The sequence below is a fragment of the Xenorhabdus hominickii genome (assembly GCF_002632725.1).
Taxonomy (GTDB): Bacteria; Pseudomonadota; Gammaproteobacteria; order Enterobacterales; family Enterobacteriaceae; genus Xenorhabdus; species Xenorhabdus hominickii.
On the sequence record NZ_NJAI01000002.1, the window covers coordinates 58,774 to 83,317 of the forward strand.

31 protein-coding genes, 1 tRNA gene and 2 pseudogenes are annotated in these 24,544 nt (G+C 43.7%); 17 read left to right on the top strand and 17 right to left on the bottom strand.

All coding sequences use genetic code 11. The features are described from left to right. From Xhom_RS07485 to Xhom_RS07520, 10 genes and pseudogenes are all read left to right on the top strand, one after another. Positions 1-130 (top strand): IS1 family transposase (locus Xhom_RS07485; RefSeq protein WP_244590775.1); only part of this gene is annotated, 130 nt, incomplete at its 5' end. Between the two features lie 23 nt (positions 131-153). Continuing rightward, entirely contained in the window at positions 154-600 is a 447-nt protein-coding gene (locus tag Xhom_RS07490) for an MFS transporter (RefSeq protein WP_071933871.1), read from the top strand. Positions 601-603: 3 nt separating this feature from the next. Then, positions 604-1,353, top strand: coding sequence for an SDR family oxidoreductase (locus Xhom_RS07495; RefSeq protein ID WP_069316679.1), 750 nt, complete (start codon positions 604-606; stop codon positions 1,351-1,353). Between the two features lie 157 nt (positions 1,354-1,510). After that, positions 1,511-1,672 (top strand): hypothetical protein, encoded by a 162-nt coding sequence (locus Xhom_RS30115; RefSeq protein ID WP_157104622.1) that lies wholly within the window; start codon positions 1,511-1,513, stop codon positions 1,670-1,672. A 40-nt stretch (positions 1,673-1,712) separates the two neighbouring features. After that, a pseudogene (locus Xhom_RS30120) lies at positions 1,713-1,890 on the top strand (IS701 family transposase); the annotation flags it as partial. A 59-nt stretch (positions 1,891-1,949) separates the two neighbouring features. Further along, on the top strand, positions 1,950-2,171 hold the full coding sequence (locus tag Xhom_RS07500) for a helix-turn-helix domain-containing protein (protein ID WP_069316678.1): 222 nt from the start codon (positions 1,950-1,952) through the stop codon (positions 2,169-2,171). A 28-nt stretch (positions 2,172-2,199) separates the two neighbouring features. Further along, positions 2,200-2,382, top strand: a complete 183-nt coding sequence (locus Xhom_RS07505; RefSeq protein WP_069316677.1) for a hypothetical protein — start codon at positions 2,200-2,202, stop codon at positions 2,380-2,382. Between the two features lie 185 nt (positions 2,383-2,567). Then, positions 2,568-3,467 carry an IS982 family transposase gene (locus tag Xhom_RS07510; RefSeq protein ID WP_069316676.1) on the top strand — a complete coding sequence of 300 codons (900 nt, stop codon included), beginning with the start codon at positions 2,568-2,570 and terminating at the stop codon, positions 3,465-3,467. Between the two features lie 112 nt (positions 3,468-3,579). Next, positions 3,580-3,678: pseudogene (locus tag Xhom_RS07515) on the top strand (IS200/IS605 family transposase); the annotation flags it as partial. Between the two features lie 74 nt (positions 3,679-3,752). After that, on the top strand, positions 3,753-3,995 hold the full coding sequence (locus tag Xhom_RS07520) for a PAAR domain-containing protein (protein WP_335673755.1): 243 nt from the start codon (positions 3,753-3,755) through the stop codon (positions 3,993-3,995). A 227-nt stretch (positions 3,996-4,222) separates the two neighbouring features. On the opposite strand, the gene Xhom_RS07525 is transcribed toward Xhom_RS07520, so the two are convergent. The 7 genes from Xhom_RS07525 to mutY form a co-directional block, all read right to left on the bottom strand. Then, positions 4,223-6,328 carry an AAA family ATPase gene (locus Xhom_RS07525; RefSeq protein WP_084023123.1) on the bottom strand — a complete coding sequence of 702 codons (2,106 nt, stop codon included), beginning with the start codon at positions 6,326-6,328 and terminating at the stop codon, positions 4,223-4,225. Between the two features lie 108 nt (positions 6,329-6,436). Continuing rightward, positions 6,437-6,643: a helix-turn-helix transcriptional regulator gene (locus tag Xhom_RS07530; protein ID WP_069316675.1), complete on the bottom strand. Its 207-nt coding sequence runs from the start codon at positions 6,641-6,643 to the stop codon at positions 6,437-6,439. 139 nt (positions 6,644-6,782) lie between these two features. Next, complete coding sequence (locus Xhom_RS07535; protein ID WP_069316674.1) at positions 6,783-8,057, bottom strand: tyrosine-type recombinase/integrase; 1,275 nt, start codon at positions 8,055-8,057, stop codon at positions 6,783-6,785. A gap of 165 nt (positions 8,058-8,222) precedes the next feature. Continuing rightward, positions 8,223-8,298: transfer RNA gene (locus tag Xhom_RS07540), tRNA-Phe, on the bottom strand. Positions 8,299-8,447: 149 nt separating this feature from the next. Next, positions 8,448-9,521, bottom strand: a complete 1,074-nt coding sequence (mltC, locus tag Xhom_RS07545; RefSeq protein WP_069316673.1) for a membrane-bound lytic murein transglycosylase MltC — start codon at positions 9,519-9,521, stop codon at positions 8,448-8,450. Between the two features lie 167 nt (positions 9,522-9,688). Then, entirely contained in the window at positions 9,689-9,961 is a 273-nt protein-coding gene (locus tag Xhom_RS07550; RefSeq protein ID WP_069316672.1) for an oxidative damage protection protein, read from the bottom strand. A gap of 26 nt (positions 9,962-9,987) precedes the next feature. Continuing rightward, on the bottom strand, positions 9,988-11,025 hold the full coding sequence (gene mutY / locus Xhom_RS07555) for an A/G-specific adenine glycosylase (protein WP_198148780.1): 1,038 nt from the start codon (positions 11,023-11,025) through the stop codon (positions 9,988-9,990). 244 nt (positions 11,026-11,269) lie between these two features. Between mutY and trmB the strand changes: the two genes are divergently transcribed. The 5 genes from trmB (at position 11,270) to Xhom_RS07580 (ending at position 15,211) form a co-directional block, all read left to right on the top strand. Then, a complete protein-coding gene (gene trmB, locus Xhom_RS07560; protein ID WP_069316670.1) occupies positions 11,270-11,989 on the top strand; it encodes a tRNA (guanosine(46)-N7)-methyltransferase TrmB in 720 nt (239 codons plus the stop codon). Then, complete coding sequence (locus Xhom_RS07565; RefSeq protein ID WP_069316669.1) at positions 11,989-12,315, top strand: YggL family protein; 327 nt, start codon at positions 11,989-11,991, stop codon at positions 12,313-12,315. The genes trmB and Xhom_RS07565 overlap by 1 nt, the downstream gene beginning before the upstream one ends. Positions 12,316-12,405: 90 nt before the next feature. Then, the gene (gene glsB, locus Xhom_RS07570; RefSeq protein WP_069316668.1) at positions 12,406-13,332 is read left to right on the top strand and encodes a glutaminase B; all 927 of its coding nucleotides are present in this window, start codon (positions 12,406-12,408) and stop codon (positions 13,330-13,332) included. A gap of 52 nt (positions 13,333-13,384) precedes the next feature. Next, positions 13,385-14,122, top strand: a complete 738-nt coding sequence (locus Xhom_RS07575; protein ID WP_069316667.1) for a DUF2884 family protein — start codon at positions 13,385-13,387, stop codon at positions 14,120-14,122. A 144-nt stretch (positions 14,123-14,266) separates the two neighbouring features. After that, positions 14,267-15,211, top strand: coding sequence for a siderophore ABC transporter substrate-binding protein (locus tag Xhom_RS07580; RefSeq protein ID WP_069316666.1), 945 nt, complete (start codon positions 14,267-14,269; stop codon positions 15,209-15,211). Positions 15,212-15,316: 105 nt separating this feature from the next. Here Xhom_RS07580 and hemW read toward each other — a convergent pair whose 3' ends face one another. Genes hemW through Xhom_RS07605 form a run of 5 tightly spaced genes read right to left on the bottom strand, consistent with a single transcriptional unit; the run spans position 15,317 to position 19,234 of the window. Then, positions 15,317-16,447, bottom strand: coding sequence for a radical SAM family heme chaperone HemW (gene hemW / locus Xhom_RS07585; protein ID WP_069316665.1), 1,131 nt, complete (start codon positions 16,445-16,447; stop codon positions 15,317-15,319). After that, entirely contained in the window at positions 16,440-17,033 is a 594-nt protein-coding gene (locus tag Xhom_RS07590) for an XTP/dITP diphosphatase (protein ID WP_069316664.1), read from the bottom strand. The genes hemW and Xhom_RS07590 overlap by 8 nt, the downstream gene beginning before the upstream one ends. Before the next feature lie 41 nt (positions 17,034-17,074). Next, positions 17,075-17,641: a YggT family protein gene (locus Xhom_RS07595; protein WP_069316663.1), complete on the bottom strand. Its 567-nt coding sequence runs from the start codon at positions 17,639-17,641 to the stop codon at positions 17,075-17,077. Positions 17,642-17,673: 32 nt separating this feature from the next. Next, entirely contained in the window at positions 17,674-18,495 is an 822-nt protein-coding gene (gene proC / locus Xhom_RS07600) for a pyrroline-5-carboxylate reductase (protein ID WP_069316662.1), read from the bottom strand. Between the two features lie 43 nt (positions 18,496-18,538). Beyond that, positions 18,539-19,234: a YggS family pyridoxal phosphate-dependent enzyme gene (locus tag Xhom_RS07605; RefSeq protein WP_069316661.1), complete on the bottom strand. Its 696-nt coding sequence runs from the start codon at positions 19,232-19,234 to the stop codon at positions 18,539-18,541. A 22-nt stretch (positions 19,235-19,256) separates the two neighbouring features. Between Xhom_RS07605 and Xhom_RS07610 the strand changes: the two genes are divergently transcribed. Continuing rightward, positions 19,257-20,258, top strand: a complete 1,002-nt coding sequence (locus Xhom_RS07610; protein WP_069316660.1) for a type IV pilus twitching motility protein PilT — start codon at positions 19,257-19,259, stop codon at positions 20,256-20,258. A 58-nt stretch (positions 20,259-20,316) separates the two neighbouring features. Here the strand turns inward: Xhom_RS07610 and ruvX are convergent, their stop codons facing one another. The 4 genes from ruvX to rsmE all read right to left on the bottom strand — a co-directional run bounded on the left by ruvX (position 20,317) and on the right by rsmE (position 23,294). Continuing rightward, entirely contained in the window at positions 20,317-20,742 is a 426-nt protein-coding gene (gene ruvX / locus Xhom_RS07615) for a Holliday junction resolvase RuvX (RefSeq protein WP_069316659.1), read from the bottom strand. Beyond that, positions 20,742-21,305 (bottom strand): YqgE/AlgH family protein, encoded by a 564-nt coding sequence (locus tag Xhom_RS07620; protein WP_069316658.1) that lies wholly within the window; start codon positions 21,303-21,305, stop codon positions 20,742-20,744. Before Xhom_RS07620 ends, ruvX begins: the two co-directional genes overlap by 1 nt. A 285-nt stretch (positions 21,306-21,590) precedes the next feature. Beyond that, on the bottom strand, positions 21,591-22,553 hold the full coding sequence (gene gshB, locus Xhom_RS07625) for a glutathione synthase (protein WP_069316657.1): 963 nt from the start codon (positions 22,551-22,553) through the stop codon (positions 21,591-21,593). Between the two features lie 9 nt (positions 22,554-22,562). Beyond that, complete coding sequence (gene rsmE, locus Xhom_RS07630; protein ID WP_069316656.1) at positions 22,563-23,294, bottom strand: 16S rRNA (uracil(1498)-N(3))-methyltransferase; 732 nt, start codon at positions 23,292-23,294, stop codon at positions 22,563-22,565. A 314-nt stretch (positions 23,295-23,608) separates the two neighbouring features. On the opposite strand from rsmE, the gene Xhom_RS07635 reads away from it, so the two are divergent. Next, a complete protein-coding gene (locus tag Xhom_RS07635; RefSeq protein WP_069316655.1) occupies positions 23,609-24,094 on the top strand; it encodes a prepilin peptidase in 486 nt (161 codons plus the stop codon). Between the two features lie 85 nt (positions 24,095-24,179). On the opposite strand, the gene Xhom_RS07640 is transcribed toward Xhom_RS07635, so the two are convergent. Continuing rightward, a complete protein-coding gene (locus Xhom_RS07640; protein ID WP_069316654.1) occupies positions 24,180-24,485 on the bottom strand; it encodes an antibiotic biosynthesis monooxygenase family protein in 306 nt (101 codons plus the stop codon). Positions 24,486-24,544 lie beyond the last annotated feature (59 nt).

Sequence of the window (24,544 nt, forward strand, 5' to 3'; positions counted from 1 at the left end):
AGAGAGAACGAATTTAACTCAGCGTACTCGAGTAAAAAGACTGAATAGAAAAACTATCAGTTATTCAAAATCCGAAGAAATGCACGATAAGGTGATAGGAACTTTTATTGAGCGTGAGTACTATTTTTGATATTCAATCTAACTATTTAATACATGACCGTAATCTTGGTTACCAATGCGGTAACTGTTTTAATTGCTCAGGTTTATCTAGTACCCTTACTAACCAATACACCTCTTGATAAACGCATCACTTTTGGTGCAATTATCTTTACCGTTTCGCAGATTTTGTTCTGGTGTAATGATACTACCAGTGGTCTATGGTGGGGACTGGTTACAATAGTGTTCAGTATTGCAGAAGCCATCTTGTTACCTAATCTAAGTATCCTACTCGATCGCTTGGCACCAGAGCGCTATCGTGGTGCGTATTTGGGTGCTTCAACACTAGCAGTACTCGGTTTGTCATTAGGACCGTTTGTCGGTGGAGCGTTGTTAGAATGGAGGGGGAAAGGGGTTTTTATTGTGATGGCACTGCTTTGCTTGGGTATTGCCGTTTTGATGTTGATAAATAAATTTAAAATAAATTTACGACTGGATAAATAACATATGAAAAATAAAATCACCCTTATCACCGGTGGTGATCGCGGCATTGGTCGAGCTACAGCACTATATTTGGCAGACAAAGGTCATAAGCTCTGCATTGGTTATCATACACGCGAAACCTGTGCTCAAGAGGTTATTGATAGAATCCATCATATCGGTGGGAAAGCCATCGCTGTGCAGGTTGATATTGCGCAGGAAGAACAGGTCGTAGATTTATTCCAGCAAATAGATAAAAAGCTTGGCCCTGTTTCTGGATTAGTGAATAACGCAGGGATACTAATGCCTCAGGCTTCAATAGAGCAATTGAATGCCCAGCGCTTGGCTACTATATTCACTACGAACGTCAGCGGAAGCTTTATTTGCGCACGTGAAGCTGTTAAACGTATGGCGCTGCGTCATGGTGGTCAAGGTGGAGCCATTGTTAATGTCTCGTCCGCAGCATCTCGACTCGGTTCACCTCATGAATATATTGATTATGCTGCTTCAAAAGGCGCTATTGACACTTTCACTATTGGTTTATCGCTGGAAGTTGCCGCTCAAGGTATTCGTGTTAATGCCGTTCGGCCTGGCTTTATTTATACCGAAATGCATGCTGACGGTGGTGAGGCAACACGAGTTGACCGAGTAAAAGATAGTTTACCTATGAAACGTGGCGGCCAACCTGAAGAAGTAGCTCAAGCTATAGCATGGTTATTGTCTGATGAAGCTTCATATGTTACTGGAAACTTTATAGATCTAGCAGGAGGAAAATAGGCACGTACCGGAAAAGTGTACTCCGAGTCCATATATGATCAAGAAAAATTGACTAGTGGCATATCCCGCATTTGATGTCCTTTTACGTCCACTTGAATAACATAAAGTTTTATGGTTCATTAGCACACCATTTAAATGACCATCGAGCTTATCTTTTATGTGGACAGCTCCGGCAGTAAACTTAAACGCTCAGCAAAAACGTGCGCTGGAACATATCGTCAAGTCTCGCACCAGTCGCAGTGATCACCGTCAACGCGCACAGTTGATTCTGCTCTTTGCATCAGGTCTCTCTAGTACTACAGCCGTAGATATTGTGTAATAATGCGCCAGGTTCTCACATCAACATAGCGAAAGATTCGATGCAAACAACACCGTTGACCCTGTGGACACAAGAGCTGCATACATTACACGCCCGTTTAGCTCCCCTGTTCAAGCGCTCCGAACCCCGACAGCGCAGTCTGGCTTACGGGACTCCTCAGCAACGTCGAACGCAAGAACGGCTGGCAACGGGCTGAGTGGATGGGGGAAGCCACGCCTGACGAAAACGTTGGCTGGACAATCAAGACCGACTGAACGCCATCGAATCTGCGAAAGGAATGAAGCCAAGTGACCTGTTAAAAGCCCTTGAGGAGCTGTTCAGCGATTTGTACCGTAGCGGATGCAAACCCAAATTCAGTGCTGAGCAAATTGCCCAAATATTGACGGTGGCATGTGAAGACCCGCAGACCAGTCAGCAGCCGCGGAGTCACTGGACCATCTCGTCCTTACGGCAGGAGGTGATTAATCGGGGTATTATTGATGAGATATCAAGAAGCTGATTGCCCATTTTTTTAAAATCAAAGGGCATTGAAACCGTATAAAGTTGAAGCGTGGCTTCACACACGTAAAGACCAGCCCGATTATGAGCAACAAGTCGGGAAAATTTGTGAGCTTTACCGACAAGCGCCAGCACTGCATGTTCAACGTATTCATGTGAATCGGGTATCAGCTAAACCTTTCAAATGGCTCTATCGTGGAAATGGAAAATAGGGCCTTTAATTGAAGGATGATCCACTAGTTGTTAGAGTCTTCTTAGAGCCACACTGCATTCTAGAACTATTTTATCTACTCACAAATATAACGCGATGCTCGACTTTCGAGGTGAGTTGAAATGACATAGCCGCTCCTTTATAACTTTAAGTCGCCAAACTGAGAGAAATAAAGGAACAAGGGCTATGTCACAGCAAGATTTTATCATTTGGGTGTTTTGTTGGGTAGACGATAATTTAACAACGTTACAGCAAGGCATACGATTGAGGAGCCGGGGGATCCCACCTAAGTTGAGTGATGCGGAAGTCATCGCGATGGAAGTGATTGGTGAATTCTTAGGATTTTCAACAGATAAAGGCATTTGGACGTATTTTTGTGACCACTGGCGCGCATGGTTTCCGGGGTTAGGTTCACGCGCTAACTTTGCCAAACAAGCCTCTAATCTTTGGGTTGTCAAACAAAAACTGCAAGAAAAGCTGGCGAGATTATTGGGCGCGTTCGACAAGCCGGTCCATATTATCGACGGATTTCCGCTGTCCGTCTGTGGATTCAAAAGAGCAAAAGGCAGTGCCAACTTTAAAGGACAAGCCGATTATGGGTACTGCGCCGCCAAAAACGACACTGACTACGGCTTTAAAGGGCATCTGATGATAGATGAAACCGGCGTGGTAACGGGGTTTACGCTGACACCCGCCAATGTCAGTGAGCGTGAAGCAACCTGGGATGTAATCGGCCCGCTAAAAGGCTATTTGCTTGGCGATAAAGGGTATTTAGGTACTGAATTTAAACAAGAAATGAAAAAAGAAGGCATTGAAATGATCACCCCGGTGCGTGCCAATATGGATGACCCTGTCCCCAGAGAGACGAGAAAGCGCATTAATGCCAAACGGCGTTTAATTGAAACCGTCATTGGCCAACTCGCCGGACAATTTGCTATTGAGAAGTGCTGGGCGCGGGATTTGTGGCATTTGAGTAATCGAATAGCCAGAAAACTGCTTTCTCATACGTTGGGTATTTTGGCCAATTTTAAACAAGGTAAAAGTCAACGCGACTGGCTTCAACAAGCTAAAGTCATAGGATGTTAAAGTTGAGCATCGCGTAAATATAGATAATAAATACCTCGTAACTACTCCCACCCTGTCTTTCCTAAATAATTAAACGCCGGAGGGACTGATAGCACTCAGTGTTTTAGAACTGTGTAGTGCCATAGGTCAGTTAACGGAAGAGATGATAAAGGCCTATCTGGCGCATCATTTTGAACTCAACCCGAATGATAACTTCAGGCTGGATAATTGACGCATCGTTCAGCCGATGCGTATCCGGACTTTCAGTCCGTTAATCACTAACCCACCGACTTTAGTCGGTGGTTGTTGAGTAAACGACACCACCGATCACAGTGGAAAAGTGTTTACTCTGTGGGCGGCTATACTTACAAAGGTATTCCCGCTGCCGGAGAATCGGATTTAGTCGAATGTTCTAAATGCGAAGGTGTTTTTCCTGTTGTTGAGGGCAGTGAGAATTTAAAAAATAATGGAAAATCTATCGCCGTGGAAGGTATGCACACAGCATGTGGTGCAAAACTGATTGCCAGCCAGAAAGAATTTCTAGCTTAATTAAGATGATACTCATTTTGGGTATGTAGAATAACACGACACTGACGCGCTGCGCTTGTCTTCTCCTCACTTTTTATTTTCCTCACTGCAAAAACAGGTGAGGAATTAAGATTTTTTTATCCTTAAAAATCAATATGTTTTATGCTCCTCACTTTTTCCATATATATGCGAAAAAAGTGAGGAATTTGGTGAAGCACAAATTTCCTTTCCTCACCGCTCCTCACTTTTTAATCTTCATTTCTCTGGTTAATGATGGTAAGTTCCTGCCCGTTGCGGGTAATCATTCCGTCATGCTCTAATTTGGTTAACCAGCGGCTGAAATTCTTCACATTCACACCCATCGCTTTTAAATCATCACGGACAAGGGCAATGCTGCAATGCTCTTTTAAGGCGGTACGAGACCGGATGCACTGCCACAATACTGTATGATTATCGGTCTTATTGGAAACATGATCGATTTCTTCCTCTTCAACCGGATCACGCGGACTGTCAACCAGAACCAGTGATGTAATATCCTCACCGTCTTTATCGGTAAAAAGTTCAACTACGCGCATGTCATAAGCTTTGGTTTCCGGTTCTTCGGCATCTTTCATTTTGGTGCAGGTGATAACCAGCGCACCGCCCTTTTTCCCTTCCCGGTTGATCCGATATTCAACATCTAGCGCCGCACGAAAGGCACTGGAACCTCTTGCGCCTTTGCTTTCATCTTTGCCGGAATGGTGAACCACGAGAATGCTTGCGCCTGTTTTAGCTTTCAGCTCGTCACAACCCCGGATAAACGCGCCCATATCTTTTGAATCATTTTCATCAGCGCCGCCAAAACAGCGGGCGAGAGTATCCAGAATAATAAGGCGTACCGATTCGCCTGTTTCAGACTCAACTTGTTGGGCGGCAATCACCAGTTCATGCACTTCGGCAGACGAGGCCGGAAAGACTGGCGTATTGATCAGATACATATTTTTAACCGTCTGACCATTAACGATTTCCCATGCTTTGATGCGCCGGGGCACACCAATTCCGCCTTCGCCGACAACGTACAGCACAGAACCCTGAGCAACTTTTTTTCCTGCCCATGGCTTACCCGTGGCAATATGACAACCCCATGCGCCTGCCAGAAAACTTTTATATGACCCGCTAGCTCCGTAAATGCTGCATAAGGAGTGTGCTGGGATGATGCCTTTAACAACATAGTCCAACTGAACGTCAAATCCCTCTGAGCCAACGGATAGGGGTAATTTTGTCTTACGTTTTGGATAAAGCATTTCTACATTGTGATAATTGTGGTTTTCTGTTGCGTGACTGTTCATTGATTTCCCCACTTGATACAAACATTTACTGAATGTCTGCTTTGCTGCCTCAATACCATGATACTGACGATAATCGTCCCAATCGGCTTTAACAGCATCCGGTGGTAACGTGACCCAACCATTCACCGCAAGTGCAGCTTTTTCTGCTGAGATCTTGCCGACATTCACTTTGGGTTTACCGTTCTTATCCAGCTCGTCGGGGCGATGCCAGTCATTATCTGCGGCAATAATGATTTTGGTGTCCGGCCAGCGTTCCCGAATGGCTTTGGCAACAGAAGATAAATTGCCTGCATCCAGCGCCGCCAGAACGTTGCCTTTATAGAGTTGGTTAACCGTCAGAGCTGTGGCGTAACCTTCGGTAATAATTACCGTCTCCAGATGCTCTTCCAGCGCTGTCAAGGGAATAAACGCCCCTTTTTTCTGGCTACCGGGGAAGAATTTTTTCTCGCCATTGGGTTTAATGATCTGCGCACCGGTGACTTTTTTATCCAGTGCTGTCAGTACCAGCACTGTCGAATTATCAAACAGTAGCCGCTGATCAAGATGTTGCAGACCCTTTGCAGTTAGATAGGGCGATTGCCCGGCGACAGTTTGCGCCATCAGTGCCGCCACTCTTTCAGCAATCGGTAGTGTTGGATAATGGGTTTCTTTGGCTGGCTTGGGGGCTGGCAAAGGTAGCGCCAGTACATTAGCGACAACTTTTGCCGCCTCAGTAACAGAGATCCCTTTGATTCTTGCCACTAAATCCAGTCCATCACCATAGTTTGGGGCGTCACACTGACGGCAATGCCAGTTGCCATGATGGTGATCATCGATAAAGTGAAAACGGTCAGTACCACCGCAGATGGGACAAGCGCCATGTTTACCTTTTGCGGGAATATCAATACCACAGGCAGGTAGCAGATTTTGCCAGGAATACATAGCCGAGGTTTTGACGGTTTGGATCAGATCAAGCGGTTTTTGGCTGCCTGATGTTTTTTGAACTGTAAATTTGGGACGAGTTTGGGTATGCTGTGTATCAGCCATAATTTTTTACCTTACGAATGGTTATTGGTGAAACGCCTCGCAGTGTTGGTAGCACTTCGGGGCGTTGTATTTTTATGTTACGTGTCTTATGTCATCTTCTTTTCTGTATTATGCCGTTCGCGATTCAGCGATACGCTGGGCGATCCAGTCATCAATTTCTGCTTCAATAAAGGCCACTGAACGCGGACCAATCTTGACCTGTTTCGGGAATTCTCCATCGCTAATCAGCTTGTAGATCCACGCTTTGCTGTAACCCGTCCTGCGTTGTACTTCCGGCAAACGAATCAGGCTTGTTTTCAATGCAGCCACTGTCATGTCACTTCTCCTGTTACCCAGTCCCTGAAATATCATCGTGGACGTTGTTTGATGACAGGCGGATTATTTAAAAAGCAAGACTTAATGAACAGCGTTAATTGTTTTTCTCCCGATGAAAATTAACGGGTTGCAAATTGTACTAGCGGTTTTTCCTGTCACGCAGTGGTTTGGCGAAGTCATACGGTGTTATGGGTTTTTCCCGGTTCGCATCCAGATAATCCGCCCACCACTGCACCATCAGCCGCCGTTCGTCCAGATGTTTGGATGTATGAATATATGCCGCCCGGACGTTGTTTCGTTCGATATGGCTGAGCTGGCGTTCAATGGCGTCATCGCTCCACAGACCGGATTCACCCATTGCACCGCGTGCCATTGTACGGAAACCGTGCCCGCAGACATCGGTTTGGGTGTCGTAACCCATCGCCCGTAATGCCTTGTTAACCGTGTTTTCGCTCATGACTTTCGCGGAATTATGATCGCAGGGGAACATCACATCGCAATTGCCGCTTAGTTCGCGTAGCGTGTTGATAAGCCGGACAGCCTGACGGCTCAGTGGTACAAGGTGATCGGTTTTCATTTTCATGCCACGCTCAGAAAAGCGAACGCCTTTGATGGGTTGCCTTGTGGCGGGAATTTTCCATACCGCGTTTTCAAGGTCGATTTCCTGCCAGCGGGCGAATCTCAACTCACTGGAACGGACAAACGTCAGCAGCGCCAGCTCGACCGCGATCTTGGTCAGTAAGCGCCCGCGATAAGCAGACAATCGGTTCAGAAAATCAGGTAAACATTCATGAGGCAGGGCGGGATGGTGACGGGATTTTACGGTGGAAAGCGCCCCCGCCATATCACTGGCAGGACTGGATTCGAGGATATCATTCTGGACAGCATAACGCATGATAGCTGTAACACGTTGTTGCAATCGTTGGGCGATGTTGTGTTTACCCGCATCATCAATGGCTTTGATGGGAGCTAAAAGCTGGCTGGTTCTTAATGTGGTGATATCGAGCCTGCCAATCTGTGGGAAAATAGACTGCTCAAGGCTGCGCAGCACTGTTTGGCTATGTCTGTCACTCCAGCGTTTGTTGCTGGCATGCCATGCGCGGGCGATGTGTTCAAATGTATGTGTGATTTTCGATGGCGAGGCAGTGCCTTTTTTCTCGGCTTTGGGATCGATGCCCTGTGCCATCAGCTTTTTGGCTTCATCCCGTTTAGCGCGGGCATCGGCTAACGACACCGCCGGATAAACACCGAACGCCAGACGGTCTTCTTTCTTATCGGTCGGGCGGTAATACTTCATGCGCCAGTATTTCGAACCACGTGACGAGACTTCTAAATAGAGACCACCGCCATCGGCGAGTTTGTAGGTTTTTTCTTTGGGCTTTGCAGTTTCGATTTGCCGGGCGTTTAGTTTCATTATTAAGGGCATCCTTGTAATCGAACGGTAAGTGCCCCGAATTATGCCCTTCGCTGTATCTTGATTGCAACAGACGAAACTAGACATAGAAATAGGAAATAGTATTGATTTTGCAGGACTTGCTAAGAATTGTTTTACTGGGCTGGATTTCACTGGAAGTTGAAGTGGTGCCCGGACTCGGAATCGAACCAAGGACACGGGGATTTTCAATCCCCTGCTCTACCGACTGAGCTATCCGGGCTAACGGGGCGCATTAAACCGTATTAATATAAATCCGTCAACGAATTTCTGCATAATTTCATCTGTGTGCTTTCAAATTATCCAACAAGCTATAAATCCAAACAAAATGGAGAGACAATAGCCTCTCCATCCATGATTATTTGATATCAACTATCTGCGATAATTTTTTTGGGTATTGTTCACTTTCATCAAATAACGGCGTGATTCGGCTGATGGGTGTTTATTTGTCAGTGTTTCATAAACATTGCCAGGTTCCATTGTATTGATGATTTGAGCCGCTTTTTTCTTATCGCTGGAGAATACACGTAATACACTACCTGCACCGCCATTATAGGCAGTAATAACGGCGTATCGGCGTGAAGTGGCATTTTTGATTTCGCCTAAATAGATATTCTGCAATATTGATAGATAGGCTGTGCCGGCATCAATGTTGTTTTCAGGATCGAAAAGGTAATTGCGGCTGGGTTGACCAGACTTCCCTTGCATCTTGAAGACATCGCGTCCGGCCGTGTGTTGCATGACTTGCATAAGCCCCAATGCATCAGAACGACTGACGGCATAAGGGTTAAAGCTGGATTCATTTTGCATGATGGCAAGGATCAGGGATTCATCAACACCATATTTGATAGAGGCTTTACGAATGATAGGCAGATATTTATGCGCTCGTTTATCTAAATGGTTAGGCACTAATTTAATAGTGATTGACCAAATGACATGCAGGCCTGATTGACGCTTTTGTAATTTGTTCTCAATCAGATAATTGGCAAAATGGCGTGCGCGCCATTCCCAACGAATGGGCTCACCATTGTTATCCAGAACTTGTCCATAAAGGAATGGCTCTTTGCTGATCTGAATATTATTAGCGTCAGAATAAAGATCGACTGACCCCGGATCATCACCCATAAGTAAGGTCGTAATGATTGCTTTGCGTAAATGTTCGGTAGGTTCAATCGGAGAGATGGTTTCAATCGTGATGTTTCCCGCCTCAAAATTGATATGGCTGCGGGTTTTGTATTGATCTGTATATTTCACGTAATCTTTTGGACCCGCGATTAAAACTTCTTGCAAACCCCAAATATTTTCAATGTTGTGGGCGAATTGCCCCATCAAGATATCAAAGCCATTTGTATCTTTTATGTAAGCTTCATTGAATTCAACGTCTTTTTTGCTAGAACAGGAAATCAGGAGTGGAGTGAGAAGAATCAGAGCTAGCAGTCTTTTCATTTTACAATGCCGTTGAGTATGTCATCTGTATTTAAAGCTGAATAAGAAGGTACTTATCCCCCGTTTTTTAAGCCGCGGCTGTGTTTATTTACTCTAGGTACATAATTTTCTATGTACCTAGGACGCCGCACTGCAATTTAAAACTGGTCGGGATAAGCGTTATAAAATTATTTTTCCGGCGGAGTATAACCGTCAATTTGAATATCATGTCCTTCAAACAGGAACTTCTTCATCTCCTGTTCAAGTAGTTTACGGTCATCAGGATTCATGGTATTTAATTTTTTTTCATTAATCAGCATGGTTTGTTTGCTCATCCATTGTTGCCATGCTTCTTTAGATATTTCATTGAAAATACGCTTGCCCAGTTCTCCCGGATAGAACTGAAAATCTTGGCCTTCGGCTTCTTGTTGCAAAAAAGTACAAAAAATAGTTCTGCTCATAATCAATCCTCAAAATGATGGGAAAATTACCCCAATTGTTGCAAAAGATACTCAACGGGAGCTGCCAATCCTACAGTCGCTGGCTGGCGTAAGTTATACCAAAGTCCCTTGTTTTCATCCATGCAGGAATCAAAAGATAAAATATCTATTCTAATGGGGACGATATCTAAATGAAAATGACTGAATGTGTGGCGAAATGCTGTCAGTTGCTCAAGTGTGCTGTGAGAGATACCGGAGTCTTGCAGCCATTGCTCCAGAGACACTTGATCAGCAAATTGTGGAAAGGCAAACAGGCCACCCCAAATACCAGAAAGAGGTCTTTGTTCTAGCCAAACTTTATTACCATGTTGCATTAATAAGAAATAAGCTGTTTTTTCAGGGATGCTCTGTTTCGGTTTTTTCCCTGGATAGTTTGCCCAGCTATGATTGGCGTAAGCGATGCAGCCGGTATTGAGTGGGCAAATCTCACATTTCGGTTTACTGCGGGTGCAAACTATGGCACCCAAGTCCATCATCGCTTGATTAAAATATTCGACTCCATGCTTAGGTGTGACACGTGTGCTGATATCCCATAACTGGTTCTCAACCTCTTTTTTCCCCGGCCAACCATCAACGGCATAGCCGCGGGCTAAGACACGTTTCACATTACCATCAAGAATGGGAAAATGTTTGCCTTGAGACAGAGAGAGAATAGCACCCGCCGTTGAGCGTCCCACTCCGGGCAGGGCAACAACTTCATCGAATGTCGTTGGGAATCTGCCATGGTGTAACGTCACAATCTGTTGGGCGGCTTTATGTAAGTTACGGGCGCGTGCGTAATACCCCAGACCAGTCCATAAGTGGAGAACTTCATCTAATGGTGCTGCGGCCAAAGAGGCAACGTCGGGAAAACGTGAAATAAATTTTTGGAAATAGGGAATGACGGTCGCGACCTGTGTTTGTTGCAGCATCACCTCTGATAGCCAGACGTGATAGGACGTTTTTTCCAACTGCCACGGCAGAGTCTTGCGACCATAGCGGTGATACCATTCAAGTACCACCTGTGAAAATTGCTCAGCTTCCATCATTAGAATAATTGTCTTTATATCGGATTATTGTTTTGTGAATAGGATTGCAACATAGTGTACTCTCAGTGTAAACCCGAACTTTGTTTCGAAGAGCTACGCAAATTAGCATTAAAGTTGTGCTTATGGGCATTGATCTTGATAAACTCAGCCATCTTTGCATAATTGCGCTCTTTAGGTAACCCTGCGGTACATAAAGCCCCAGACGCCTGAGCCAATGCCTTTAAAATTGACAGAAAGTAGCATGATAAATAACGTAATTTCACCGGAATATGATGAAAATGGCAGGGCTTTGCGCCGTGTCCGCAGTTTTGTGCGTCGGCAAGGACGGTTAACGACTCGTCAGCAGCAAGCGCTTGATAATGTATGGCCGAAGATGGGCATCGACTACCAGTCAGAAATGTCCAATATGAGAGAATTATTTGGCCGTGAAGCCCCTGTTGTACTTGAGATTGGTTTTGGTATGGGGATGTCATTGGTGACGATGGCAAGCCAGAATCCAGAGAAAAACTTTTTTGGTATCGAAGTTCATGCGCCGGGGGTGGGGGCATGTCTGGCTTCTGCTGAAGACGAAAACCTGAGTAATTTGCGGGTGATGTGCCATGATGCCATTGAAGTGCTGAATAATATGATCCCAGAACAGAGTCTGGAGATGGTTCAGCTTTTCTTCCCTGACCCATGGCATAAAGCCCGTCATAACAAGCGCCGAATTGTGCAACCTGAATTTGCTCAATTGATTAGAAGCAAGCTGAAAACCGGCGGTGTTTTCCATATGGCTACCGACTGGCAACCATATGCTGAACATATGCTAAAGGTGATGAGCGGAGCTGAAGGGTATTGCAATGTATCGGAAAACGGCGATTATGTTCCGCGTCCTGATTCACGTCCGGTCACAAAATTCGAGATGCGCGGTCAGCGGTTAGGGCATGGCGTATGGGATCTAATGTTTGAGAGGGTAAAATAATGGCTAAAAACCGTAGTCGTCGTCTGCGTAAAAAAATGCATATTGATGAATTCCAGGAATTAGGGTTTTCAGTGAAGTGGAGTTTCCCGGCCAATACATCCGTTGATGTTGTTGACAGCACGGTTGATACCTTCATTGAAGAGTTGGTTGAGCCAAATGGCTTGGCTTTGGATGCCAGCGGTTATTTGCAGTGGGAAGGTTTGATCTGCCTGCAAAAAATTGGCAAATGCACCGAAGAACATCGTCAGTTAGTTGATAAGTGGCTGAAAGATAAAGGAATGGAAGATGTTGTCACATCAGAGTTGTTTGATGTGTGGTGGGATTGATTTGCTGTTGCATAAAAAATAGCGTGTTATACCAAAATAACGCTGTATGCAGGGGCTCCTTGAGAGCCCTTTTTTGTCTGGAGAAAAGTGGTGAAAGTAAGGTTCTCTAATTCATTATTGGCAGATATCTTAGAAGAAGTACGCCCTTTGATTGGCCAAGGGAAAGTGGCAGATTACATACCTGCTCTGGCAGAAGTTTCGGTAAATAATCTAGCAATGGCCATTTGTACGGTTGATGGACAAATTTTTCAAGCGGGAAATGCGGAGACTCGTTTCTCTATACAATCCATTTCCAAGGTGTTGAGTCTGACATTGGCGATGACTCGTTATCAAGAGAATGACATCTGGCAGCGAGTTGGCACGGAGCCTTCGGGGCAACCGTTTAATTCCTTGGTTCAGTTAGAGCTGGAAAAGGGAATACCGCGCAATCCTTTTATTAATGCGGGCGCGCTGATTATTTGCGATATGCTGCAATCACGCTTGAGTGCACCTAAGCATAGAATGCTGGAGTTTGTTCGTAGTCTCACTGGGAAAAAAGACATTTGTTATGATGAAATTGTTACCCGTTCAGAGATGGATCATTCAAGTCGTAATGCCGCAATTGCCTATCTGATGAAATCATTTGGCAATTTTGAGAATGATGTACTTACGGTTTTGCAAACTTATTTCCATTATTGCGCCTTGAAAATGAATTGTGTTGAATTAGCTAAGTGCTTTATTTATTTGGCAAATAAAGGACGAATGCCTGACTCTGATCAGAAAATATTAAGTCTTCGACAAACAAGGCAGATTAATGCGCTAATGCTCACTTGTGGGATGTATGATGGTTCTGGGGAGTTTGCGTTCAGGATCGGAATGCCAGGAAAGTCGGGTGTTGGTGGCGGCATTGTTTGTGTTGTTCCGGGGGAGTTTACCGTTGTGGTATGGTCTCCTGAATTGGATAAATCTGGTAACTCATTGGCGGGTTGTGCGGCATTGGAAAAATTAGCAAGGCGTATTGGGCGCTCTATTTTTTAATCTCAGCTTTTGCTGGTGGAAAGCCATCAAGCAAAGAAAATCAGGAGAACATATGTTACGCAGGATCATGATTCTTGCATCAATATTATTTTTAGCTCAAGGAGTTGTTGCTCAGGCACAAGCAGGGGCTGAATGTCAGATGATACTTAAAGATAATATTACGGTCACGTCAAAGTCTGTTCAAATCGTTGGAGCCAGTGGAAATCTAAAAATATTGCCTGATGGCTCTGTCACTCGTGATGGCAAGGTATTGTCATTGAACACAAAACAACGTGACAAAGCTCAGCAGTATCAAAAAACGATCCGTCAGGATTTGCCATGGGTTAAGAAAGAGGCGCTGAGCCAGTTGGCAATTGCACGCCAATCGCTGGATAAAGTCGTTGTTGATACGATGGGTAAGGAAAGTAATATACGTAACCGCTTATTTCACTTGGAATCTAGCCTTAATAAACAAATCGATAAAGTCATTGAAACCCGTACTAATGGTTTTACATTTAACTTTCAAGCAATCAAACAAGTGGAAGATGAAGGTCAAAAACTTGTTGAACAGAGCCTTGGTGGTATTTTGCAGGATAGCATTAACGAAATGAGCCGTAAAAATAGTGATCAAAATGGTGGCGGCAAACAGATGTTGATGTCTCTCCTCGGCGGATTGGGCGGAATGCAAAATGGTTTTGATGCAGAATTGAAAAAACAGGAAAAAGAGTTGAAGCACTTAAAAGAAGTTGTTTGTAGTAAAGTGAATAATTTGGAACAGCAGCGCATCAGTTTTATAAATTCCATTAAGTGAATCACAATATACCCGAGATTTATTAGGTCGATATTTATCAAAATAAGAATCAATATGAAATTGATTCTTATTTGATTGACATCTTCATGTTGTTACCTAGAATGCGAGTTACTTTTTACCAACATGCTTAATTCAGGTGTAACAATGAAAAAGATCTTGCCAATTGTTATTGCTTCACTGTTTTCTGTCGCCAGCCATTCTGCATTCAGCCAGCCAACCACAGTATTCACGCCAAATTTAATAACGTCTCAGACAGGTGATCACGTCACAATAAAACATCTGTCTGGCGAAACTCGAGTGAAAAAAGATCCGAATAAAGTCGTCTTATTCGATTTTGGTACTTATGATTCGATGGCTAAATTGGGGTTATCTGATCGTGTTATCGCATTACCAGTGGAAAATTTACCTGAATATGTGCGTAGCGGCCTACCCACAAATATGCATGATGCAGGTGGAATGAAATCACCTAATTTGGAAAAATTGGCTGAAATAAAACCGGATTTGATTGTGATAACCGGACGTCAAGGATCTTTTTATGATCGTTTATCACAGATTGCACCAACAATTGATTTAAGTACAGAGAATAAAAACTATCTATCGTCTGTTGATAGTAACTTAAAGTTACTGGGCGAGTTATTTAATAAGCAGGATGCCATTAAAGCGCAGATTACTGATTTGGAGAAAACTATTGCGGTAGCGCAGGAAAAAGCTAAATCTTCAAATAGTAAGGTAGTGGTTTTATTACACAACTCAGGTGAGTTATATTCAAATAATCAAGCCGTTGTTTATGATGTGATTAAAGCTCAACGTGCTGAATTACCTACGTCTGTAAATAAAGAAAAATCACGTGTTGTGACATCTGAAATGATTGCACAGGCAAATCCTGATGCAATTTTTATTATTGATCGCAGTAAAGCCATTGGTGCAGGTGAATTGACAAAAGCTCAGTTTGAAAATGAGCAAGTGCAATCAACCAATGCTTATAAAAATGGCAAAATTACCTATCTGCAACCAGATCTGTGGTATTTGTCTGGTGGTGGCTTGGATAGCCTGACACGCCAAATCAATGCAATTGTAGATGGATTGTAATCATATAGATTGATATTTAATCTTTACTGAATCTTCCCCCGGAAACTGAATATTAAAATCTATTTTCGGGGGAAGTCTATTTCTAATTAAAATATGCCTTGTTGATTACAAAAATAGTTCCAGTAATGAATTCAGGAATAGCTTCCCATGCTTGGTGATTTGCCAATGCGTATCGCTTTCAGTGATATAGCTTTTAGCCAGTGCTTCATTAATTTGTGGGCGAATAAAACTTTCTGGTAATCCGGTAAAATCACTGAAATCTTGCCTCGGCATGGATTCCAGCAACCGAAAGCGGTTCATAAAAAATTCAAATGGACGATCTTCATCATCCACCAGATTTTTCTTATCCAAATAGCGTCCCTGCATGTAGCCACGAGGATGTTTGGTTTTTACCGTGCGAAGGATACGGCCATCTTCAAATGAGATTTTCCCATGCGCTCCGCAGCCAATTCCTAAGTAATCACCAAAACGCCAGTAGTTAAGGTTATGCTGACACTGATAATCCGGTTTGGCATACGCAGAAGTTTCATATTGCTGGTAGCCCGCTTCCGTCAGTAATTGATGACCTTGGGAAAATATATCCCAGAGTGCGTCATCATCAGGTAAAACAGGCGGACGGGAGCCGAAACTGGTATTAGGTTCAATCGTCAATTGATACCAAGACAGATGTGGTGGCGATAATTCAATAGCCTGACGTAAATCATTCAATGCTTCATTGAGTGTCTGGTTGGGTAACCCATGCATTAAATCCAGATTAAAGCTACGTAATCCAAGCTCATCCGCCAATTTTGCCGCTCGCTTGGCTTCGTCCGGACCGTGGATGCGCCCCAAACGGATTAGTTTATCTGAACCAAAACTTTGTACTCCGATAGAAATCCTATTAATGCCGGCTTTTTGATACCCACTGAAACGGTCCGCCTCAACTGTTCCGGGGTTAGCTTCCATCGTAATTTCTGCTTGTGGCGAAAGCGGTAGTAAAGCACGAACCCCATCAAGTAAGCGTTGCATACCCTCAGCGCTTAACAGGCTGGGAGTTCCTCCACCGATAAAAATTGTAGATATTTCACGATCACCAATCATCGGCAAATCAGTGCGCAGATCCGTCAATAGGTGATCGACATACTCTTGGTGTGGCACATCGCCCTTTAATGCATGTGAATTGAAATCACAGTAAGGGCATTTTTGCACACACCAAGGAATATGAATATAGAGACTCAGAGGCGGCAACTTAAGCATTACGCATGGCTTCCAACAACATTTCCAGCGCTTTCCCTCTATGTGAAACTGAACGTTTTTGTTCGCGGCTCAGTTGTGCTGCTGTACAGCCAAATTCGGGTGAATAAAAGATGGGATCATAGCCAAAACCGCTTTCTCCAGCAGGTTCATGGGTGATAATACCTGACCAATGACCGTGAAAGACCAAAGGAGTGGGATCTTCAGCATGGCGCAAATAAACCAACACACAGTTGAATTGTGCCTGACGTTGCTCGTCAGGAATACCCTTCATGGCTTCCAGCAGCTTTTCCAGATTTTCCAGATCAGAGGCGCCATTGCCAGCATAACGGGCGGAATAAATACCCGGTGCACCACCCAGAGCATTAACGGATAATCCAGAATCATCGGCGATCGCAGGCAGCCCGGTTACTGCGGCTGCATGACGAGCTTTGATGATCGCATTTTCAATAAAGGTGAGGCCTGTTTCATCGGCAGAATCAACATCCAATTCGGTTTGGGCTACGATATCTAAACCAAAGTCGGCCAATAAATCCGCCAGTTCACGTACTTTGCCGGCATTTCCCGTGGCGAGAACAACTTTTTGCATTACTGTTTATCCAATTCTGTTTTCTAAATAATCGATGTATCTCATGAACCTGTGAACATTGAAAATAACCATCCTATCACGTCATTACGCAGCGCATTCAGGGCGTAGAGGACTATCATCACAATCATGGCAGAAAAATCAAGACCACCCATAGAAGGGATGATACGGCGGATAGGTGCCATTAACGGTTCAGTTAGTTGAATTAGAACATAATCCACCGGATTGCGTCCTTGACTTATCCAACTGAGTAACGCTCGTGCGATTACGAGCCAGAAAACCAATTTTCCAGCAGCCGTCAGAAGTTCGACCAATCCAAGTAGAAATATAAACGCAGAAGGCATCAGAACTTGGTCGGTGGCTAACCACAATGGCAGCATTATTTTGATGAAAACGAGTAAGTAGGCAAATACGACAGATGCTGTATCAATGGGACCAATGGCAGGGATAACCCGGCGTAATGGACGCACTATGGGTTGGGTAATTTTAACGATAAATTGTGCAAATGGATTATAAAAATCGCAACGTGTCCACTGCATCCAGACGCGAAGCAGTAAAATAGCAATATATAAATCCAGAACTGTAAAAAAAACGAAGTTTAAGAATTGCATGTAGCAGCCCTGAGTAAATTAAACCAATTGAGTTAAAATAATTTTTCCATTTCCTGCGCTCGTCGGATTGCTCCTTGCATAGCACGGGATACAATTTCAGGCAGATGGCCTTCATAAAAAATTCGCAGTGCTTCAGCCGTTGTACCGCCTTTAGATGTTACCTGCTCACGCAGAATAGCAAAAGGAAGATCTTTTTGGGTTTCAGCAAGCTTAGCTGACCCCATGGCTGTTTGCAGAACAAGTTCTCTGGCAGTTTCGCTATCAAATCCCAGACGTTCTGCTTCTTGTTGCATGGACTCCATGAAAAGGAAGAAGTAGGCAGGAGCACTACCTGCTACGGCAATAATATCGTTGATACCGTTTTCATTTTTCACCCAACAGACTTTGCCAACACTGCTCATCAGGGATGCAGCAAACTCGCGATCAGATTGTTCAACTTGTTCTGGTGCAAACAGGCCACTAATTCCTTGACCGATAAGTGAGGGTGTATTTGGCATGATGCGGATAAGATTGAGATTATCCTGCAAAAGAGTGTAAAAACGGGCGACGGGAATACCTGCAGCAATGGAAAGGACAAGTTTCTGATTGAAACCAACCTGTGAGCGAAGTGGATCACAAACTTCAGCCATCATTTGCGGTTTAACAGCCAGTACGATGACATCTGCTTCTTGTGCATAACGAATGTTATTACTTTGGCTGTTAATGCCATATTCTTTTGCCAGCACATCACGGCGAGTTGTACTTGGGGAGCAGACGGTGATGAGTTCGGCTGGATAGCCTTGCCTGATCAATCCGGCGATAATGGCATGAGCCATATTTCCTGCGCCAATAAAGGTAATTTTACGATTTTCCATTAAACAGTCTCGCATATTAATGAGTTAATTTTGGGGTTTCGAATTAGGTATCATACTTACGGGCACCGAATATTGCTGTTCCAATCCGTACTAATGTGGAGCCACATGTAATGGCAGCTTCCATATCATTCGTCATGCCCATTGATAATGTATCGACTTGCGAGTATTGGGTTTTCAGTTCGATAAGAGCCTGTTCCATCTGGCGAAAAACCGCTATTTGGCGTTCAAAATCGCTTTCTGGTGCAGGTATTGCCATCAACCCACGTAATACCAGATTAGGCATTGCATTAATCGTTGTTGCGAATTCTGTTAATTCTTCCAACAAAATACCTGATTTGCTCTCTTCACCACTGATATTAATTTGAATTAATACATTCAGTGGTGCGATTTGTTCAGGACGTTGTTCATTTAAACGTTGTGCGATTTTCAACCTATCTATGGTATGGCACCAATCAAAGTTTTCTGCGACCAGACGACTTTTATTGGACTGCAATGGACCAATAAAGTGCCACACTAAATCATCATGATTGATAAAGTGTTGAATTTTATCGACCCCTTCCTGAACGTAATTTTCACCAAATTCCCGCTGACCAGAGGCTATGGCTTTTGCGATGTCCTCCGCAGGTCTGGTTTTACTGACTGCAAGTAACGTAATTTCTTCTGAAGTACGTCCGCATTTTTGAGCAGCAACTGTAATGCGGTTCCTGACATCGTGAAGATTTTGTTCAATATTGTTCATAAGAGACTCAGGAGATTAAAAAATGAATATGGAAAAATTGGTGTCCCTTAGTGTAAAGCATAATGCTTCCGATCTGCATCTTTGTGTCGGTCAAGTTCCTGTTTTGCGCATTAATGGTGTGTTGTATGCGCAGATACAATTAGACGAAATTCAATCGGATACCATCTTAGCATGGAGCGAAGAAGTCTTATCTGATGCCCAGAAATATCAGTTACAGGAGTACGGTCATGTCGATTTTGTGGTGGAAATGGCAGATAAGCAGCGGCTAAGGGGAAATATGTTTTATCAGCAATCCCATTTATCATTGGTATTGCGACTGATTACGGATAAATGTCCGACTCTGGAACAGCTGCATGCGCCTGATATCATCCAGCAACTTATCTTGCAGGAAGTGAGTGGATTGATCTTAGTGACAGGTGCAACGGGAAGCGGTAAATCCACTACGCTGTCAGCCATGATAAATGCTTTTAATAGCCACGGTAGTAAACATATCATCACACTGGAAGACCCGATAGAATTCGTTCATCAAAGCCGTAATTGCCTGATACAACAAAGGCAAATTGGTGAGGATGTACCGAATTATCAAACGGCATTAAAAGGAGTATTGCGGCAAGATCCTGATGTGATTTTGTTAGGTGAGTTGCGCGACAAAGAGACGATTCGGCTGGCATTGACGGCGGCTGAAACGGGGCATCTTGTATTGTCAACGTTACATACCCGTGGTGCGATCCAAGCAATCGATCGCTTGGTTGATGTTTTCTCCGCAGAAGAAAAAGGCTGGATTTGCAGTCAATTGGCTGGAAGCTTAAAGGCTGTTATTTCTCAGCAACTGCTTCCAGCAAAAGAGGGTGGTAGGGTGGCTATTCATGAAGTTTTGATTGTTAATCAAGCAGTCAGCCATTTGATTAGAGAAGGCAAAAACCATCAAATAGTCACACTAATGCAAACAGGCGCCGCTTGCGGTATGCAAACTTACGAGCAAAGCCGACAACAGCGTAAGTCGTTGGGACTGCTGGCTGAATAGAGGAGCTGATTATGGCTGTTCAGTAACAATCGCTCCTTATGGTTATTAAGAAAGCATGTTATTGCGAATACTGCTGCTCAAACCAGCTTTCTAAAATGATGACAGCGGAAGCAGCATCGACTTTGCCTTTATTCAATGCCTTATAACCACCGTTATCAAATAAATGAGAGCGAGCTTCCACGGTGGTTAATCGTTCATCATGCAGTTCAACCTGAATACCAAACCGCCCATGTATTCGATTGGCAAATTTGCGGGCCTGTGCGGTGACAGGCTGCTCTGTGCCATCCATATTGAGTGGTAAACCCACAATAACTAAATCGGGTTGCCACTCTTTGAGTAGTTTCCCGATAAGTTCCCAATTGGGTGAGCCTTCATTGGCTTTAAAGGCAGATAGTGCTCTGGCTGTACCTGTAACTTCTTGCCCGATAGCTGCGCCGATACTACGGGTACCAAAGTCGAAGGCAATGATGGTGCGATTCTTCATCAGGCATGCCCCGCTTGTAATGCGAGATTGTAAATATTGATCCCTAGCAGGGAAGCGGCTTCATGCCAGCGATCCGCAACAGGGGTATTGAAAATAATGGAAGGTTCTGCACTGACGGTAAGCCAGCTATTTTCCATAATCTCTTTTTCCAGCTGACCTGTTTCCCAGCTTGAATATCCGAGTGTCATTAAAACATTTTTTGGTTGGCGCGGCGTACCTAGTGCTTCCAGCATATCTTTAGATGTTGTGATCATGGTCTGCTCAGAAATCTGAATGCTGGAGCTGAAACCTGATTGTGGTGTATGCAAAATGAATCCATGCTCTTCAGACAGGGGGCCTCCTGCCATCACAGGTTCGTTGAGATTAATAGTATGGTCTCTATCTTCAGGATCAATATCTAACTTTTGTAAAATACTTTGGATAGAAACTTGAGCTATCGGTTTATTAATAACTAATCCCATTGCCCCGTTTTGATCATGTTCGCAGATGTAAACTACAGAACGGTTGAAATAAGGATCAGAGAGCAAAGGCATGGCAATAAGAAAATGGTGCTGTAAGTTCATGTGTTTTCTGATAATTATTTTGGCAATCTAAGGGTGGATTGGCCCACGGTACGTGGGGTGAGCGTAGCCCTTTATACAAGGACTACACTTGATTTTCAATGAATTAAAGATTTTCAGGTTTTCTTTCTCTATATAGTGTTGTGCGTATAAAAATTAACCGCATAGAAAAATGGGGAAATAAAAAACCTCTCTAACAGCGAGAGGCTTTCGCAAAGCTTAAGTCCCATGGGGATATGGGTACTTATTATAAATGGTAAATCTTGTCAGGAAACGAAAGTTATTTGGCTATTGGGCTATCTGTTTGTCCAATCGTTTTTCGATCGCATCCATCAGCATGCCGGTAACGGAGACTTCCGGGAAAGCCGCTTCTATTTCACGTGCACAGGTTGGGCTGGTAACGTTAATTTCAGTTAAACGGTCACCAATGATATCGAGTCCAACAAAGATTAACCCTTTCTCTTTCAAGACGGGGGCTACTGCCCGGGCGATCGTCCAATCACTTTCTGACAAGGGGCGGGCTTCCCCGCGTCCACCCGCTGCAAGGTTGCCACGGGTTTCACCCTGAGCTGGGATGCGGGCAAGGCAATATGGTACAGGTTCACCATCGACTACCAGTACACGTTTATCCCCATCCTTAATCGCGGGCAGGAAATTTTGCGCCATACAATAACGGTGGCCGTGTTCAGTCAAGGTCTCGATAATGACGCCTACATTTGCGTCATCTTGCTTCAGGCGGAATATAGAAGCTCCTCCCATGCCATCCAGCGGCTTAAAGATAACATCGCCATGCTTTTGATGGAATTCGCGTAAATTTTTGGCATTACGGGTTACCAGTGTATCTGGTGTTAGTTCAGGGAACCAAGCTGTGAACAGTTTTTCGTTGCAGTCACGTAGGCTCTGGGGCTTGTTAACGATTAGCGTACCCTTGACTTCAGCCCTTTCCAGAATGTAGGTAGCATAAATGTACTCAGTATCGAAAGGCGGATCTTTGCGCATCAGAATGATTTGCAAGGTATCGAGTACTATCTCTTGTTCACTGCCAAATTGGTACCATTGCTGCGGATTTTCTTCTACCGTGAGCAAACGGGTACGAGCACGGGCTTCCCCCTGATGGAGATAGAGATCATCCATTTCCATGTAATGGATTTCCCACCCGCGTTTTTGTGCTTCGAGCAGCATGGCGAAACTAGTGTCTTTCTTGATTTTGATGGATGAAATTGGATCCATCACTATACCGAGCTTGATCATTTTTTCTCCTTAACCCAGATCACCGAAACGTACTTGCAGTGCGGTAATTGCGGTGAGTGCCGTCGTTTCTGTCCTCAGGATGCGAGGCCCCAATAGGATATCAGTAAATTGGTAGTTTGCTGTCATTTCTATTTCTTCAGCAGATAACCCTCCTTCAGGACCAATCAATAGGCGTACTTTTTCCACAGGAAGCGGTAGGGTATTGATACTTTGGCTAGCACGGGGATGCAGATTTAATTTTAGGCTATCATCATTTTCTGCGCACCATGCTTCAAGTGTCATGACTGGGCGGATTTCTGGAATACGGTTACGCCCGCATTGTTCACAGGCAGCAATGACGATTTTTTTCCATTGATATAATTTCTTCTCTAACCTTTCCGCATCTAGTTTTACACCACAGCGTTCGGAGAGTAATGGGGTGATAGTGCTGGCACCCAGTTCAACCGATTTTTGGATTGTGAATTCCATTTTTTCACCACGAGACATGACCTGTCCCAAATGCAGGTTCAGTGGTGATTCATGATCAGACAACTTGCCATCAAGGATACGTACTTTGACTGTTTTTTTATTGGCTTCAGTGATTTCTGCATCAAAAACCTGATTGCTGCCATCAAAGAGTTGTAATGATTGCCCATGATTCATTCTGAGTACGCGACCAACATGATTGGCAGCATCATCACTCAAGTAGATTTCAGTTTCTACTGAGAGCGGTTCGGGGTGATAGATGCGTGGAATTCGCATATTTCTTCTTTCCTTCTTTTTTCCGGATATCTCCGGTATGGCGCAAACAGCCATATGACAAAGTTGATTCGTTGCCATGATAAATGAGTGCTGTTTGCGTAATCAAGCTATCTCTCTGTTTAGGGCATACGAGATATGTCTCTGCGAGCTGCCTCGCATATTTATTTTGTAATTGTTATTTTTCCTGATTTTTTATTGCTAATGGAGGAAAGAAAAATTTAATATTACCCCTGTCCTGATTTAGGTTGGGAAATAGGGATAAAATACAATGACAAGGATGTCATTTAAAAATGAGAGTTGAATTTATTATGTGAATGCAAGAAGGATGGTTTATTATTCCAATTGATATAGACTATATAATAATTATGTTTTTCTGTAGTGGTTTGCTTTTATTATCTATTATCGATATTAAAACATATTGCTTGCCAGATATTATCACACTGCCTTTATTATGGATTGGAATTTTATTTAATCTTGATGGCAATTTAGTTTCGATAAAAAGTGCGATATACGGCGCCATATCAGGGTATCTATTTTTATGGTTTTTATATTGGTTATGTCTATTTACCTTAAAGAAGGAGGGAATAGGGTATGGTGATCTTAAATTAACTGCAGCTATCGGCGCATGGTTAGGTGTGGAGATGGTACCCATATTGATGTTGATAGCTTCATTATCTGGGTTATTTGGATTTATGATAATTGGGCTGAAAAGAAAATCTTACCCAGATTTTATCGCATTTGGGCCTTATCTATGTTTATCTGCGATAGTATTAGTAGGGTTTTGCCTGACTGCTCGTTAATCTATGATTGACTATTAGAAAAGACCCGGTCGAAACCAGGTCTTCAAAACTAGTCCTTCAAAATCAGTCCTTCAAAACCAGAAACTCAAGCTGAATACTGCCCGACGACGTTATAAATTCCAGGATTGGGCTTGGTAAGCTCTGCGGTACGTTTTGCAAATTCTGCTGACGCAGGGTCAGCCTGTGTTGCCTGAATGTCAGCGATACTCTTCCATTTCGCGATATTTACGACACGGCTACCATCTTTGCTCGCCAATAAGGTAACGGAAATGAAACCGGGTCTCTTACTAATAACTGACTCGGTTCCTTCTTGTAGCAATTTGATAATTTCAGCCTGTTTCTCTGGATTCACTTCAATTATATTGATAAATGTAACTTCAGACTTAGACATTATGCACCTTCCTTAATGGGAGTAGGCTCTGCTAGTTTTTGCAGACAGAGATTCGATAG